14 protein-coding genes are annotated in these 15,589 nt (G+C 37.8%); 1 reads left to right on the top strand and 13 read right to left on the bottom strand.

All coding sequences use genetic code 11. The features are described from left to right. Positions 1 to 18: 18 nt before the first annotated feature. The 13 genes from ICN38_RS03145 to ICN38_RS03085 all read right to left on the bottom strand — a co-directional run bounded on the left by ICN38_RS03145 (position 19) and on the right by ICN38_RS03085 (position 14,671). A complete protein-coding gene (locus ICN38_RS03145; RefSeq protein WP_216254976.1) occupies positions 19 to 1,089 on the bottom strand; it encodes an alpha-ketoacid dehydrogenase subunit beta in 1,071 nt (356 codons plus the stop codon). Beyond that, positions 1,082 to 2,008, bottom strand: a complete 927-nt coding sequence (locus ICN38_RS03140; RefSeq protein ID WP_216255235.1) for a thiamine pyrophosphate-dependent dehydrogenase E1 component subunit alpha — start codon at positions 2,006 to 2,008, stop codon at positions 1,082 to 1,084. Before ICN38_RS03140 ends, ICN38_RS03145 begins: the two co-directional genes overlap by 8 nt. Before the next feature lie 160 nt (positions 2,009 to 2,168). Then, entirely contained in the window at positions 2,169 to 4,031 is a 1,863-nt protein-coding gene (locus tag ICN38_RS03135) for a glycosyltransferase family 39 protein (RefSeq protein ID WP_216254974.1), read from the bottom strand. Between the two features lie 18 nt (positions 4,032 to 4,049). Continuing rightward, on the bottom strand, positions 4,050 to 4,784 hold the full coding sequence (locus ICN38_RS03130; RefSeq protein WP_216254973.1) for a glycosyltransferase family 2 protein: 735 nt from the start codon (positions 4,782 to 4,784) through the stop codon (positions 4,050 to 4,052). Positions 4,785 to 4,855: 71 nt separating this feature from the next. Beyond that, the gene (locus tag ICN38_RS03125; protein WP_216254971.1) at positions 4,856 to 6,379 is read right to left on the bottom strand and encodes a PfkB family carbohydrate kinase; all 1,524 of its coding nucleotides are present in this window, start codon (positions 6,377 to 6,379) and stop codon (positions 4,856 to 4,858) included. Then, positions 6,376 to 6,969, bottom strand: coding sequence for an SIS domain-containing protein (locus ICN38_RS03120; protein ID WP_216254968.1), 594 nt, complete (start codon positions 6,967 to 6,969; stop codon positions 6,376 to 6,378). Before ICN38_RS03120 ends, ICN38_RS03125 begins: the two co-directional genes overlap by 4 nt. After that, a complete protein-coding gene (locus tag ICN38_RS03115; RefSeq protein ID WP_216254964.1) occupies positions 6,959 to 7,960 on the bottom strand; it encodes an SDR family oxidoreductase in 1,002 nt (333 codons plus the stop codon). Before ICN38_RS03115 ends, ICN38_RS03120 begins: the two co-directional genes overlap by 11 nt. A gap of 2 nt (positions 7,961 to 7,962) precedes the next feature. Then, a complete protein-coding gene (locus tag ICN38_RS03110) occupies positions 7,963 to 9,069 on the bottom strand; it encodes a radical SAM protein (RefSeq protein ID WP_216254962.1) in 1,107 nt (368 codons plus the stop codon). A 77-nt stretch (positions 9,070 to 9,146) separates the two neighbouring features. Beyond that, positions 9,147 to 10,346: a glycosyltransferase family 4 protein gene (locus tag ICN38_RS03105; protein ID WP_216254960.1), complete on the bottom strand. Its 1,200-nt coding sequence runs from the start codon at positions 10,344 to 10,346 to the stop codon at positions 9,147 to 9,149. 61 nt (positions 10,347 to 10,407) lie between these two features. Then, a complete protein-coding gene (gene wecB / locus ICN38_RS03100; protein WP_255562681.1) occupies positions 10,408 to 11,565 on the bottom strand; it encodes a non-hydrolyzing UDP-N-acetylglucosamine 2-epimerase in 1,158 nt (385 codons plus the stop codon). Then, on the bottom strand, positions 11,558 to 12,568 hold the full coding sequence (locus tag ICN38_RS03095; protein WP_216254957.1) for a polysaccharide biosynthesis protein: 1,011 nt from the start codon (positions 12,566 to 12,568) through the stop codon (positions 11,558 to 11,560). Before ICN38_RS03095 ends, wecB begins: the two co-directional genes overlap by 8 nt. After that, entirely contained in the window at positions 12,555 to 13,427 is an 873-nt protein-coding gene (locus tag ICN38_RS03090) for a dTDP-4-dehydrorhamnose reductase family protein (RefSeq protein ID WP_370624355.1), read from the bottom strand. The genes ICN38_RS03095 and ICN38_RS03090 overlap by 14 nt, the downstream gene beginning before the upstream one ends. After that, complete coding sequence (locus ICN38_RS03085; RefSeq protein WP_216254954.1) at positions 13,424 to 14,671, bottom strand: glycosyltransferase family 1 protein; 1,248 nt, start codon at positions 14,669 to 14,671, stop codon at positions 13,424 to 13,426. The genes ICN38_RS03090 and ICN38_RS03085 overlap by 4 nt, the downstream gene beginning before the upstream one ends. A gap of 104 nt (positions 14,672 to 14,775) precedes the next feature. Between ICN38_RS03085 and ICN38_RS03080 the strand changes: the two genes are divergently transcribed. Next, the gene (locus ICN38_RS03080) at positions 14,776 to 15,588 is read left to right on the top strand and encodes an ABC transporter permease (RefSeq protein ID WP_216254951.1); all 813 of its coding nucleotides are present in this window, start codon (positions 14,776 to 14,778) and stop codon (positions 15,586 to 15,588) included. Position 15,589: the final 1 nt, after the last annotated feature.

Raw genomic sequence — 15,589 nt, 5'->3', positions numbered from 1 at the left:
CTTAGCTATGTCATATTTCTAAAAGGGGCCTTTAAACCAATTTCCGGGCGTATCATGCGGCTCAGGCTCGGCGGGAGATTCTTCTAAAATTTTTACATTATTTAGTGTCAATATCTTATATATTGCACCAATAATATCTTGTGCACCTATAAAAAATCGCTTTGTTAATCCAAAGCTAGCTGGTTCTGGTACATCCGGCATAGCCAGCCTAACTGGTGCTGCTTTCAATTGATCAAAACATTCCATTGAAATCTTCGCAATAATTTCACCTGCAATCGAACCAGTTGTATAGCCAGTATCTAAAACTAATAGGTGCCCAGTTTTATTGACCGACTTCTTTATAACACTCCAGTCGATTGGGCTTAGAGAACGTAAGTCAATTAACTCACACGATATATCAAATTTCCTAAGAAATTCGATAGCTATTCGAGCCTCTGCCATTAAATAAGACATTCCTACAATAGTAATGTGCTCACCCTCATTATCGACATTAGCGCTTCCTAACGAAACTCGGTAGTCACCAGTAGGAACATGTCCTTTTATATTATGTAGCCATCTATGTTCAATGAAGATAACTGGATTAGGATCAAATATCGATTCAAGTAATAAACCCTTTGCATCACGTGGGGTTGTTGGCATTACCACCCTTAAGCCAGGTATATGAGCAAATATCGCTTGTAAATTCTGGGAATGCGTTGGACCTTGTCCCCATCCTCTCCCAACTATGAGTCTAATGGTGATGGGTACACTCATACCATAGGTATAGTGCCATTTCGCAGCAGAATTGATCAATTGATCCATTGCCAAAAGAAAAAAGTCGAGCCGTTGATGAGTGCCTACTGAACGTATTCCGCCAATAGCTGCTCCTATAGCCACCCCAGTCATTGCATTTTCAGAAGTTGGCGTATCAAATACCCTGCTATCTCCATATTCTTTGGCTAAATTTTTAGTGGTTCCAAAAATGGTCTTAGGATCAGATATTCCCAGGCCATAGCAAAACATGGTCGGATCAATTTTCATTGCAATCAATAATGCATCATTAATCGCCTGTGCAAATGTTAATTCTTGGGTTGCATTAATATTATGCATATACACCCTTGGTAGCAATTTCAGAATTTCCAAAGGGGGCTAGTTCTGCAGCGCTAAAGGCGATATCAATCTCATTGGCGATCAAAATTTCATAGGCAGCTTTAGTTTCTTGGAATTGTGGATTCAAAAACAGCGAACTTTCAATTAATTTAATAGGGTCGCGAGATTGCCAAAAATCAAACTCTTCTTTACTTCTGTAATCCAAATCATTATCAAAATCTGGTCCACAATGCTCACGCCATCTATAAGTAGAAAACTCTAAAAAAAAGGGTTGTCCAGTAGCTCGAATATGTTCAACTGCATTTTTTACTAACTTGTTGCAAGCCAGTACATCATTTCCATCGCAATTAGCAGTCTTCATTCCCATGGCTGCAACCATTTCAAAAATTTGACGTCCAGATGGCTGCCGAATAGCTAGGGGGCTATAAACAGAATACAAGTTATTCTCACAAATAAAAAGTGAGGGTAACTTTCGAACTATGGAAAAATTAATTGATTCATAAAAAACACCTTCTTCTACCGCGCCATCGCCCAAATAAATGCAACTGATTTGCCCCGAATTCTTCAATTGAGATGCTAATGCAAGCCCCACACCAATTGGAATACTATTACCTACAATCGCAGTTGTACCCATGAATCCTACAGAAGCATCAATCAAATGCATTGAGCCACCCTTCCCAAGACAACAACCATTTAACTTACCATATAGCTCACCAATAAATGAATGTAGATTGCCTCCCTTAGCTAAATAATGAGCATGGCCACGATGGGTACTAACCGCAAAATCCTCAATGCTTAAATTAGCAGCTATAGCACTAGGAACGGCTTCTTGACCAATAGACAGATGAATTGGACAGCGCATCTTATTTTCAGGGTATCGCAGCGCAATTCGCTCCTCAATTCTTCTAATTCGAAACATTGTTTTCCACAACTCTAAAGAAAGCTCATAGTTCAAATTAGTTTGCTCCTTGCCCATATAACCTTATAAATTAGCTTATAATATAAATTGCTATTTAACAGATAGTCTCAATAACATCATAATTATAGATTTTAATACCTGCTAAATATATCTTAGTAACCTATTTAATCAATTCACAGCTAACTAAAGTCCTTTGCAATTCTCCATTCAATGAAATAGAATTTGATTCGTTCCTTATTGCATCATTATTCTCTGTAAAATTAACAGCAATCATTCTTCCAGTCCAATAACTTAACCAATATGAAATTAATATTTCTGTTGGCTCAATTTTGATTTTATTAAGTATTTCATTTTTAACTTCATTTGAGATATTGATTGTAATGATACCTTGATTATTTATCGGTAAATTACTGATTTTATGCTTTAATTCAGCCCCAATATTAAGCCCAGCACACCCAATAGAACCTAATGCATTATTGCTCCAGATTACTCTCGTAGATTCCATTCCTTGATATAAACATGCTATCGCAAAGCAAGTCCCTAGGAATATGATCTTAAATTTTGAACTAATATAGAACCATCCTTTTTTAAATCCTTCTGATGGAATAGCTAATAGTATAAAAAAAATTAATCCTAAAAATAAATATATTAATAACGTTTTCTCATCTATAGCTGCAAAGTGTATGCTGGGAGACATTGCCCAACTATTTGTAATCGTTATTGGGATAGCCCATATTGCATTTGAAAATAAAACCTTAAGGGCTAATTGACCAAGGCAAAGGCCAAATATAAAAATAATGAAGTATTTAAATATACATTTTTTACTTTTTACTTGTCCATATATAGACTCCAACGTGACCCCTACAATTGGCAACAAAGCAACCAAATTAAATACAAAGTATCTCTCACTGATTGGATGTAGAAGATGCTGTACGTCCATAACATTTACTTTTAATGCCAGTTGAAGTAAATAAGCGGCAACCCAAATATAGTGAGATGTGAATAACCATAAAAAAATTAAATTTCCTAAAACAAAATAGGCATAGATCTTAAATTCTCTACTTTTAGAAATGCTCTTATCAAAGATAAAAATTAGTATTGGAAAAAGAATGGGTAAAATTGCAACTATTAGTGCGCCAAAATGTAAAACCGTATAAAGCAAGAGCAAATGTATGGAACGCTCACCCACTAAAGCCGAACCACTTAAGCCTGGCTGAAAACCAAAAGCATACTGCAAATTTATGTTTGAATTTAATGCGTAGATTAACCATATGCTCTCAATAATCGCAATGCCAAAGGAAAAATAGAAAACAATTTTTATTAAGGGCCTTAGGGCCTGCCACGAACTTATCTTAAGATTATTTCGACTACACCAGCTAAAAATATAAATCCCAAATATAAATGGGGCTGAGATTAGAAAAATATATTTAGTCAGAAAATTAAATGCAATCATCATACCAAACATAAATGCATTTAAACTTTCATATTTTGGACTTATGACTGCTAAATATATCAGGGTAAAGTACAAAAAAATAAATAAATTTTCGCTCATCAATGATGCGGAAAAAAAGAATGAAAAGGGAGCTACTCCCGAAACTATTGCCGCTATAAGAGCTGTAGAGCATTTACAAAATCGTCTAGTAATCCCATAAATTGGAAACATAACAAGTGTTGATACCAACACATTTGCAATTTTTACTGTTGAAATCAAATCACTCGAGGTAAAAAACCGAACAATTGCTAAAAAAACTGGATAACCTGGAGGATAAAGCGGATCTACTGCAAGTTGTCCACAGAAATTTGTTAATTTATTACATATTTGATAGGGAAATAAATTAAATATTGCATTGGCATACATGCGATAAATGACTTCATCCCCTAAAATTCTAGGGCCAAATGATTCGTGAATTAAATAAGATTTAAAGAATGATATGAGGACCCATAAAAGGAATAAAAAATATGCTGGATGAATTCTCGAAAAAAAAATTATGCTATCAAAATATTTTTTGTGTGCTGAGTGCATGCTATCTAATTGATAACTTTAATTAAGGTTATGGTTTTTCACCGTTAACCTGATTTTAAATATTTTTAATAAAGATACGCCTACATTCAAAATATTTTTTACTTTAAATGCATTAGTCTTATGTTGGTTATTTCTTCTGATATTTAAGACTATAGGTATCTCCTTATAAGAAGCGCCCAATCTAATTAGATTTACTAATATTTCAGCCTGATAACCAAATCCAGAGGTTTTTAAAGGGCAAGTTAGTAGTAAGTTGCGCGTGTGAATTACTGAACCATTGTAATATTTCAAATTTAATCCAGCCAATAGATTAACTAACCTTGTAAAGATTTTAGAAATTGAGCTTCTGACAAAACCTCTTTCCTCATTGTTCGCGGGGAAGGGCACAATGATATCGACCTCGCCTAAAGATCCAAGGAGAGGGCGAATCGCATTTTCTCCATTTTCGTTATCCCCTGGAACTAATAAAATATACGGGAACTTAGCTTTAAACGCACCCGTAAAATATGCCTTGCCTAAACCCAAGTTTGATGAGTGATGAATAACACTCACCCTTGGGTTTACCTCTTGAATTGAATCGGCTATCCTTGCCGTGTTATCTTGGCTACCGTCGTTGATAATGATTATTTCATAATCATTAATAATTCCATTAATAGAATTCTCTATAGACTCCACGCTCAAAGCTAAGTTTTTTTCTTCATTTAGCGCTGGAACTATAAAGCTAATACCTTTTTTAGAAGCAGATTGGCTCATTGGCTTATCTCTAATATGTGATAATTTTTGAAAAACCTAAAGCGGTTTATTTGTATGATTTCTGAAAGCAATCACTTCATTAGTGTTGTTAGATATTTTTGAAAGTCTATAGAGTTAACAGATTCTCTATTGCAGATTATCTGTACATCAAGAGCAGCGCTGATACTGCCCATAAAACCAACTATATCTCCCTCTAATTTTTTAGCCAAAAACATACTTGCAACTGCTAAAAATGCATCTCCAGCTCCTACACGATCAATTACCTTGGTAGCAAGAGCGGGAATATTATGATATTTGTTTTGCTTTTTATCATAAATCATCACTCCTTTTTTCCCACGGGTTACTGCCAACATTTGTGCCCCTAGCTTTTCACAAACCTCCAAAGCTAAGGATTCGATCGAATCTGTTTTATTATGCGTAGCTAAGCGTAATTCTGGCTCATTCAATGAAATGAAATCAGCATGAAGATACTTATTAATTACGTGAAATCCTCTGTTGCCGCTATTAATTTGAGTATTGACTGCAAGAAATTTTGATTCTTTTTCTAGCGCTCTAGCCATTTCAGGAGTAATTAAGCCATTACCAAAATCCGGAATAATTACGAGATCAAATTCCCTTGTATTTTTTTTGATCCAAGAACAAATTTCCCTCTCAAATTCTGGTGTTACAGCATTCTCATTTATGAAATACACTTCAAATAATTTTTCCAAATCAGCACCGACAAATCTAGTCTTTTTTACTGTAGGTGCATCATTAAATTTAAATAATTTCGGATTTATATTTGTTGATAACTTCTTTAAGATAAAAGCTTCATCCCCCTCAGAATTTCCAATTCCACTTAATAAAGTAACGGATTTTGCAAAGTTAGCCACATGGTTAGCAACGGCGACTGATCCACCTGCAAATTTCTCCTTAGATTCATATCGAACTGAATGAAAATTTCCCTTACCTGTTTGACCTAGAGGTGAACAGTATTGGTACTCATCTATTATTGAATCACCTACAACCAAAACATTTAAATCAGATAAGGATGAAACCAAGTCTTTAAGTAAATTTTCTGAATGATTTACTTTAAATGTTAATAAAAATTCTTTAATTTCTGGAGTAAATACATCAAAATGAGCATTCAGTAAATTGCTTGAGCTAAATGTAATTTCATCAGTAAAGAGAATTTTTCCCCCATATTTCTCTACTGCTGTTTGTTCCAATACTATATTCCCCGTAATATCTTGCGTGTGTGATTTATAGTCGCTACCTTTAGCATAAACCGCTGGCTTAATTATTTTTAGCGCTTCTTCTGCAGTTGGCCCATGAATGATAGCTACATAATCAACGCACTCTAGTGCTGCTAAGTTTTCCGCACGCAAATGCTCGTTAAATACTGGCCTTCCGGGCCCTTTTTTAATATATTGATCAGCTGTAGTTGTGACTATCAATACATCACCACTTTGGCGTGCACTTTGAAGATGACGAATATGGCCTGTATGTAGTAAATCAAAAGCTCCATGACATAGAACAATACGCTTGCCGCCCGCCTTAAATTTGCTTGCAATATCGCCTAACATCTCTATATCGACAATTTTATTATTGTTCATATATGCGCGTTCATTTGCAATCGGATCCGATCAGCCAAATTATGCAAAATAAACTGATGCCCAATTTCTACCATGCCGTATTCAGAGGAATTTAGATAAAAATTTAGCGTTCCCATTGACCGTAAAGTATTTTTTTCAGAAAAACCCGAAAGGGTAATTATGGTTGAGCCTACATTTTTTGCTGCCTGAACAGCATTACATATATTTCTTGAGTTACCACTACTACTAATAGCGATTAATATGCTTTTGGAATCCAAAAACACCGGAATTTGTTGGGAATAGCAATTTTCAAACCCATAATCATTAGCCATGCAAGTTATTACTGGAGACTCATGCATCACATGGGCTTTGATCTTGCCAACATTTAAAAAGTCGATTACCGCATGACTTGCAACAGATGCACTCCCTCCATTACCGATTATATAAAGGTCACTTTTATTAGTTCTTAATGAATTTAGCATGTCAACAACAGCTGTTAAGGACTTTTCTAAAACCTCAACTTTCCCTTCTGCATTGGTTACTAGGCAGTTTTTTAAAACTTCTGTAAATAAATTTACTTGGTTAAGGTAAAAATTTTGATTAGCTTGCATTACTCTTATCGCCAAGAAATTGAAACCAAGTTTTAGTTGCTTCGTTAATGGTATCTTTATCCCATATAGGAGCATCTTTCCAGCTTTCTATGTTTTCAATCATAGTATTCACACCTAGTTCAAACGAAACTTCTGGTTTCCATTTTAACTTTGAAGTAATTTTATCAATATCTGCAAACGTACAATCCGGCTCCCCCGGTCTTTTTGGCAGGTAAGTTACCTTACCACCAAGTAAATTGACTAAATAATTAACGCTGTAATGTTGACCACTACCTACATTAAACACCTCCAAATTTAGCTCACTTTCAGCGGCCCTCAAAAAGGCATTTGCTACATCGGTTACAAATGTAAAGTCCCTAGTTTGCGAACCGTCTCCGACAACCGTAAAAGGCCTATTTTTCAACTTTTGAGCCATAAACACACCAAAGACAGCGCCATAAGTCCCTGTTGTACGTGATCGAGGGCCGTACACGTTAAATAATCTCAAAGAAATTACTGGCACCCCATAAACCTTTCCCCAATGCAATACTATTTCTTCGCCAAGATATTTGGTTAATGCATAGGGATACAAAGGTTGAATCGCTGATGATTCTGGAGTTGGATACTCTACCGGTATTCCATAGCATGAAGAAGAAGCTGCATATACTAAACGCTTAATATCATGCTCTTTTGCTGCCTGAAGAACATTTAAAGTTCCTGTAGCGTTTACTGCATAGTACAAATCAGGGTTCTCTATCGATGGCACTATATCGGCTAAACCAGCTAAGTGAAATACCCAATCTGTGTCGTTGAATAAATATTCAATTTCTGCGTAATTTCGAATATCAGCATTAACAAATTTAACATCAGGGTTGTCTTTTAAAGATGAGAGATTCTCTAGTTTTCCTGAATTTAAATTATCAATCACAAGAACTGAATGCCCCCTTTCAACCAATAGCTCGGCCAAGTGACTTCCTATAAAACCGGCACCCCCCGTTATGATCGTTCTCATTTTTAGATAAAGTTCAAATGTTCTATGCGACTTTCGGTTAAATCAAACAGATACCTATTTACCTCATCCATTCTGCAATTCTTTCTGCACTCCTTGATGTCTAGCTCATGCTTTACGTAATGAAAATTTTCCTTTCTTTTTTCTCCTTGCCATATTTCTTGAAATGACAACTGATTAATATTGCCGTAGTCGAATTTTTGATCCAGTAAATATGCGCTACATCCATACAAAGATCCATCAGCCATAATATAGGCCCAAAAGAATGGAGTTGCATTGCAACTTTTGTATCTAGTTGACTCATTCTCTATATGTTTCTTCATTGTATTGGCTCTAAAAATTACCTTAAAAGAAGAATTACTTAGGCTCTCTAAGGATTGGGCCATATTCAAATAGTTGGTGTAATTAATATCTTGATAAATCTTGGTATTGCTAAATAAATGTTGGGAATATGGCTTGATAACCAAGTAATCCAAGCCAATTTCATCTCGACATAGTAGAGCTAGCGTTTCCATCTCACTAGCATTCTCTGGCAAAAGAAGAGATTGAACTCCTATCACGCAATTTAAATCATGCTCTCTTTTGTATTCAACTGCTTTTTTTAGATTATCGACTACACGATCAAAATCTTTTTCTTTGGTTTGATGAACTTTTGCATATGTCTGCGCTGTTCCAGCATTCATTGAAACCTTAATCCAAGAAGTTAAGGCTAAGGATTCTTCCAAAAAACGTTGGTTTAGTACCGTTGCATTCGTAGTAAATGAAACATCAATTCCACCCTCTTTGGTGGCTCGAACCATTTCGTTGATTTTTTTATGCAAAAGTGGTTCACCTTCACCAGCAAACATAATACTTTTTACGCCGAGTCTACCCATTTCTCTAACGCGCTCAGAAAAAATATTGGGGTCAAGCATTTGGCTCTTATATCCAATATAGTCTACGGCACAAAATGTACAACGATGGTTGCATGCTCCAACGGGGGAAACTTCTACATAAATAGGATAAAAATTTTTAGCCCTATCCCACTCATCCCCAACCTCTAAAAATTGAGCAACCCTTTTTGGGTGATACATTAATTTGTGGCTATCTATGCGGTATGGATCAGTTTTCATGATTATTAATAATTTCCTTTTTTGGAAGAATAAACGATTTTACTGAATTAATCTTCTCAGATAATGCCTAGAGCTTGCTATGTATGCTTACCAAAATACTTAATTATCTGCTGACAAGCATTAATTGGATTAAATAACTCAGTCATAATAGTTTCAAAAGAGTTATTAGAAAATTCTTGCTTGTTTTTCATTAGTACAAGATCCAGCACCTGAGTTTTCAAATTTACCCTACTGGGTTTGGCAAGGGAAACACCTAATTGCCTCTCCTTAATAATGTTCTCCAAGTCATTTCCTGGGTTAATAATTGAAAAAACTGGTAATTTTGCCTGCATATATGACAAAAACTTTCCAGGAATATTATGTGTTTGATGACGACTATCTAGAGTCAGCAAACCAAAATCACACTGCTCATACAGGCTTAAAATCTCCTCTAGAGGGATTTCATCATAAATAAGAACATTTTGTATATCGAATTTCTTGACGGCTTCCTGTAAACGAGGTTTTTCACTTCCCCGCCCAACGAAAATAAAACCTATGTCTTTATTGTCCTTTAACTGTATTACTAGATCTATCAAGCAATCTATTCCTTGTGCAATCCCCAGATTACCTGCATATATAAAAATATTTCTACCTTTTAAAGGGCCATCACAAATTACGATTGAGGATTTTTTAGAGTTTGTTATTCCCATCCAATTCCAAAGTACTTCGATTGGCACTGCGAGTTCTTTATTATTTTTTTGCAAGTAACTAATATTGTTTGGTGATTGAACGCCAATACAATCAGCTTGACTATACTGATAGCGCTCTACCTTTTTAAAAAAGGCATAAATTAAATTTTTCTTTAATATCCCAAGATCAAGAGCCCAGTCTGGAAAAATATCTCTCAATATTAAGTAGGCCTTACAATTAAATATTGCCTTTAACTGTCTTACCAATGGACCCCAAAAAACTGTAGGCGAATACCACGCAATGCCATCTATTTTTTGACCTATAAAGTTTGAATTTCTTTTGAGGTGAAATCCAATGACAAAAGGATTAATGAACTCAGCTATGGTGCGACGAGCATAACCAACATCTTTAGTTTTAAAACACCGAACCGAATAGACTGTCGGCCCGTCTGCATTAGAAATTTCTACTACATTCTTTTGGGAGTGCGCGGGGATAATGATAGAAACCTTATGGTCTTGCCCTATAAATGCTTGAGCTAAATCATAAATTTGTGTTGCGCAAGAAGTGCGCATGGGAGGATATGCATCACTAATAATCAGAATATGCATAACTTGATTATCTATCTACTTATTTCGCGGATGAGTTTGGGATTGCAGCTGGAATTTCAAACTACTTTTTCCAAACTTTGGTATTAATGAATCCCGTATAGCTCTGGATAATGCGAAGTACCTTATCTGATACATTGGCAACTTGATAATCCTCAGGGATTTGCAACATTCTTTCCCGACCTCTTGGCTGGTCTTTTAATACGTCAAGAGCTTGCAATACTCTATCCACACCAAGATCAACCAGCATGACTGAGGCCTCTTCAAAGCCTTCTGGGCGTTCATGGGCGGAGCGCAAATTGAGTGCAGGAAAATTGAGAATCGCAGATTCTTCTGTGATGGTTCCGCTATCAGATAGCACACACTTTGAATGGACCTGAAGATGAACGTAATCAAAAAAACCAAAGGGCTTTAAATACTGAATCTTTGCGTGCGTTTTGCTATTGAGCTTTTCCAGTCGCGCTATAGTACGCGGGTGGGTGGAAACAATTATCGGCAAATCATATCGATCAGCAACTGCATTTAATACATCTAATAGTTTTTGTAGGCGCTCAGGTGAGTCTACATTCTCCTCGCGGTGCGCACTCACCACAAAATACTCACCCTCTTTCAAGCCTAAGCTGCTTAACACTTTAGATTGGCTAATGGGCTTGGCATAGAAATCAAGCACCTCACGCATCGGACTGCCAGTTTTAATGATTTGATCTGGCGGTAAACCCTCGCGCAATAAATACTCGCGCGCAATCTGGCTATAAGGTAAATGAATATCTGCAGTGTGATCGACAATACGGCGATTAATCTCTTCTGGAACCCGATCATCAAAGCAACGATTACCAGCCTCCATATGAAATATCGGAATATGCCGACGCTTTGCTGGAATAATAGATAAGGCACTATTGGTATCACCTAAAATTAGGAGCGCCTGGGGTTGATACTGCTCGAACGCCGCATCAGCAGCCATAATGACCTTGCCAATGGTCTGAGCAGCAGTTTCGCCAGCCGCTTCTAAAAATACATCAGGCTTTCGAATACCTAATTCTTTAAAGAAGATTTCATTGAGTTCATAGTCATAGTTCTGCCCCGTATGAACTAGGATGTGATCACAATACTGATCTAACTTGGCAATGACTCTAGATAAACGAATAATCTCAGGACGCGTACCCACAATCGTCATGACTTTTAACTTAGCTGTCACATTGTTAGCAACTTTGGTATTAAGCATGCATCGCCTTCTGAATGATATCTAATGGCAAGAGCGTCTTTTTGATGCCTTCTACATCTAAGCGCTGGGTATTGTGTGAGGTGTAATCTTCATTTTCTGAAACAGCAACCTCACCTTGGGTGAAGTATTTGTCGTAATTGAGATCACGAGTATCCGCAGCGATTCGATAATATCCTTCGCGGTCTTCAGATCTTGCCATCTCCTCACGAGAGACTAAGCTCTCATAAAGCTTTTCGCCGTGACGAGTACCAATAATATTAACGGGTACATTGGTTTTCAATAACTGCTGAAGCGCAGTCGCCAAATCAGCAATCGTAGCAGCTGGCGCCTTTTGTACAAAAATGTCGCCAGGCTGAGCATGGGTAAAGGCGTACATGACTAAGTCGACCGAATCTTTGAGGGACATCAAAAAACGAGTCATGGTGGGATCGGTGATTGTTAAGGGCTCTTTAGCCAATAGCTGTTTTACAAACAATGGGATGACTGAACCACGGGATCCCATCACATTGCCATAGCGGGTTGCACACAAAACAGTTTTTTTCGGATCACAAAGACGTGATTGAGCAACCATAATTTTTTCCATCATGGCTTTAGAGATGCCCATTGCATTAATTGGATACACCGCTTTATCTGTACTAAGCACTACGCAACGACTCACTTCATTGGCAATGGCAGAGCGCATGACATTTTCTGCGCCCAAAATATTGGTTTGCACTGCCTCCATGGGATAAAACTCGCATGAAGGCACTTGCTTTAAAGCAGCCGCATGAAATACATAATCTACGCCACGCATAGCATCATTAATGCTGTTGTAATTTCGAACATCACCTATATAAAATTTGACCCTAGGATTTTTTAAAGCCAAACGCATATCCTCTTGCTTTTTCTCATCCCGACTAAAAATACGAATTTCTGCAAAATCGGAATTTAAAAAGTGCTCTAAAACAGCATTACCAAAAGAGCCAGTGCCACCAGTAATGAGGAGTGTTTTATTTTTGAACATGTTGCGCTCTATCGGTATACATTGTTTTAATCATAGCGTCCCAGCTTGGCGCTACCCATCCCGTTTGTTTAGAAAAACGCTCTGAATCGAGCGAGCGATTAATTACTAGTTCATCACTTGGCACAATATCGATTTTCTTGCCATATTGAGCAGCAATTGCTTTAAGGAGATTATATTTTGAAATAGGCTCTGAAGAAACATGATAAATCCCCGTTAAATCGGGTTTAACGAGCAATTCATGCACTAGGCTTGCCAAAACGGGGGTTGGCAAACCTGAAAAAATGGCCTTGGAAAACCCCTTACAGGTGGATTCTTGAGACAAAAACCACTCTAATAGACCCTGAGAGCCATGAAGCTCGTGTCCAATAATGGAAGTACGTAGGGTAAGTGTATTTGGTTCATCCAGCTCTCCCAGCAATTTGCTGCGCCCATATAAATCCTGGGCATCTGGAATATCAGTTTCACGATAATTGCCTCGGGTTCCTGAAAATACACAATCCGTACTAAAGTGAATGAAGCGCGCTCCATATTGCTCACAAAGCTTTGCAAGCTGGTGTGGCAATAAGGCATTAATTGCCATCGCCTTTTGTTCATCCTCTGACTCTTTGACCTGCTTTACCAAACCGATGCAATTAATCGCCACTTGTGGAGCCACTCTTTTAAAAAGCTCAGTAAGCTGATCTTCGTTTAATACGTCTACACCAGAGATCAGATGCTCTGCAATCTGAGATGAAAATGCAGCCTTATCAGCATCGCTGCGCAATGAGCCCCATACTTGCAATTGAGAATCACGGGAAAGCTCACGAATCATCGCGCTTCCTAGCATGCCGCTTGCACCGAGAATCAAGACCCTCATCATTGCGATACTCTTTGTAAATTGTTATCGCCAGAGTTAACTTGATAACTCAATGCAATATCTCGCAAAAAGCCAAAGGTTTGCTGGGCACATTTTTCCCAAGAATATGCTTGTGCTAATTGATGGCTAATGGTTCGTTTATTTAACTGCAATGATGTTGAGAGTAAATACTGTTCAATCGCATTTACTATCTCATCTTCTTTTTCCGGATGAAAGTACACGCCTCCATCTCGTAAAATTTCTGACATGGAACTTAAGTTAGAGCAAGCAATTGGCATTCCGGTAGCCATTTTTTCTAACAAGATAATGCCAAAAGTCTCACAACTAGAGGCAAATATCCCCAGATCAGCCTTGGCATAATGTGCTTGTAATTGCTCGTAGAGTAGTCGTCCTAAATACCTCGCCCATTGATTACGAGGATCTAGTTGAGTAATTTTCTGATTGAGCTTGTCAATCGAATCACTTACTCCTGGGCCAATAAATGAAATGTCAAGTGAATATCCTTTTTGGCGCAGCTGCTGCACTGCTCTTAACACTGGGATCTGATGTTTGTAAGCATCTACATTCGACACATATATCAATTTAAAAGGCTCCTCTGGAGAGCACTCAGAAATTCCGCGAGGAACTTTATTAACAAACTCAAAACGCTTACTTAAACCATGGGCAATCACGGCAGTCTTTGCACGCAAACTTCCCGTCACTTTAAGTACTGCATGCTTAGCATAGTCGGTCAAAAATATGACGCCTTCTGAGCGGTGAAAGCTCCATGATTGCACCATGCGTAATAGCGCCATTTTGAAAGTAGTCATGGAAAATCCAGAACGTCTTAATTCATTCCACTCAAATGGTAATAAATTTTGACTCATGGTGACTACCGGATGAAAGGAGCCCGTATAACTGCCCCCAGGAACAAATAGAATGCTGCATCCGGCATTGCGTACCTCGCGTGACAGGCAAAAAACTTGCCACCATACTCTGGACCAGAGCGGGCCATTTAATGACTTAGGGGAGTATTTAGTGAGCCATGGTTTGTGCGGTAATCGATCTAAAGTTTTGTCACCACCCCAAACAAATACCTCTACAATCCCTTGATCAAATGGATTGGCAACTGCAAGTAACTCCATAAGATGAGTCACTCCTCCGCCTTGCCGCAAATTACTAGCATCGATACCGACTTTTAGGGCGACAGGCCTACCTGCCTGTTGGCTTGTCAAAGTATTTAAAACGGGACTTGTTTGCTGGACCATATTTAGTGGCAATTATATCGACTTGACCCTGATTTTTAAGGCTTGTATCGATATAATTACCTATTACCTTGTTTTACCATCAGAAATAGAGCGGATTACCATACATGCAAATTATTCAAGCTGGCAAAACCAGTAAAGATTATTGGAAAAATCTTTGGCTGCGTAGAGAGCTCCTGTTTTTTTTGGCTCGCCGTGATTTGATCGTTCGCTATAAGCAAACTTTTGTTGGTGTTGCCTGGGTCGTGATTCGTCCCTTTTTGACCATGGTGGTCTTTACTGTCATTTTTGGCTCTATCGCAAACCTTGACTCCAATGGCTTGCCCTATGGCTTTGTCGTATTTGCTGGTGTGCTTCCGTGGTTTTTATTTTCAAACATGCTAGCTGATACTAGTAACTGCTTGATTACCAACACTGGAATGCTGACTAAGGTTTATTTTCCGCGCCTGATTTTTCCGGCTGCTATTTTTATCGTTGCTATTGTCGACTTTTTAGTCTCGTTTTTAATTTTGGCTGGCATGATGATTTGGTATCAAATCATTCCAAGCTGGCAAATTATCTTTTTTCCTTTTTTTATTTTCTTGGCAGCCATTTTTGGTATTGGCTTGGGACTCATCGCAGCGACCTTAAACGTAAAATATCGTGACTTTCAACAGCTGATTCCTTTTGCCTTGCAATTAGGAATTTACCTATCTCCCGTGGGTTACCTCAACACTCTGGTTCCCAGGAAATGGGAAATAGTCTATGCACTTAATCCCATGGCAGGAATCATTAATGGTTTTCGCTGGAGTCTTGTCCCTGACTCGATCACTCCTTACTGGCCTGGAGTTGCTTTTTCTACGGTGATTTGTTTTAGTTTGTTATTTATTGGCATCAAGGTGTTTCGCGCTGCCGAAGATGGCTTCGCTGATACAATTTAAT

This window comes from Polynucleobacter sp. AP-Melu-500A-A1 (genome assembly GCF_018882125.1).
Lineage (GTDB): Bacteria > Pseudomonadota > Gammaproteobacteria > Burkholderiales > Burkholderiaceae > Polynucleobacter.
Note: the sequence above shows the minus strand (reverse complement) of the source record. Positions and strands in the feature narration are given on the sequence as shown.

Excerpts from the sequence above, each read along its gene's own strand:
- ICN38_RS03105 (WP_216254960.1), bottom strand. The coding sequence starts at position 10,346 with ATGCATATTCTGATTATTAGTGATGCATATCCTCCCATGCGCACTTCT.
- ICN38_RS03090 (WP_370624355.1), bottom strand. The coding sequence starts at position 13,427 with ATGATGAGGGTCTTGATTCTCGGTGCAAGCGGCATGCTAGGAAGCGCG.
- ICN38_RS03135 (WP_216254974.1), bottom strand. The coding sequence starts at position 4,031 with ATGCACTCAGCACACAAAAAATATTTTGATAGCATAATTTTTTTTTCG.
- ICN38_RS03115 (WP_216254964.1), bottom strand. The coding sequence starts at position 7,960 with ATGAGAACGATCATAACGGGGGGTGCCGGTTTTATAGGAAGTCACTTG.
- ICN38_RS03080 (WP_216254951.1), top strand. The coding sequence starts at position 14,776 with ATGCAAATTATTCAAGCTGGCAAAACCAGTAAAGATTATTGGAAAAAT.
- ICN38_RS03095 (WP_216254957.1), bottom strand. The coding sequence starts at position 12,568 with ATGTTCAAAAATAAAACACTCCTCATTACTGGTGGCACTGGCTCTTTT.
- ICN38_RS03120 (WP_216254968.1), bottom strand. The coding sequence starts at position 6,969 with ATGCAAGCTAATCAAAATTTTTACCTTAACCAAGTAAATTTATTTACA.
- ICN38_RS03110 (WP_216254962.1), bottom strand. The coding sequence starts at position 9,069 with ATGAAAACTGATCCATACCGCATAGATAGCCACAAATTAATGTATCAC.
- ICN38_RS03140 (WP_216255235.1), bottom strand. The coding sequence starts at position 2,008 with ATGTTTCGAATTAGAAGAATTGAGGAGCGAATTGCGCTGCGATACCCT.
- ICN38_RS03125 (WP_216254971.1), bottom strand. The coding sequence starts at position 6,379 with ATGAACAATAATAAAATTGTCGATATAGAGATGTTAGGCGATATTGCA.
- ICN38_RS03085 (WP_216254954.1), bottom strand. The coding sequence starts at position 14,671 with ATGGTCCAGCAAACAAGTCCCGTTTTAAATACTTTGACAAGCCAACAG.
- wecB (WP_255562681.1), bottom strand. The coding sequence starts at position 11,565 with ATGCTTAATACCAAAGTTGCTAACAATGTGACAGCTAAGTTAAAAGTC.
- ICN38_RS03130 (WP_216254973.1), bottom strand. The coding sequence starts at position 4,784 with ATGAGCCAATCTGCTTCTAAAAAAGGTATTAGCTTTATAGTTCCAGCG.
- ICN38_RS03145 (WP_216254976.1), bottom strand. The coding sequence starts at position 1,089 with ATGCATAATATTAATGCAACCCAAGAATTAACATTTGCACAGGCGATT.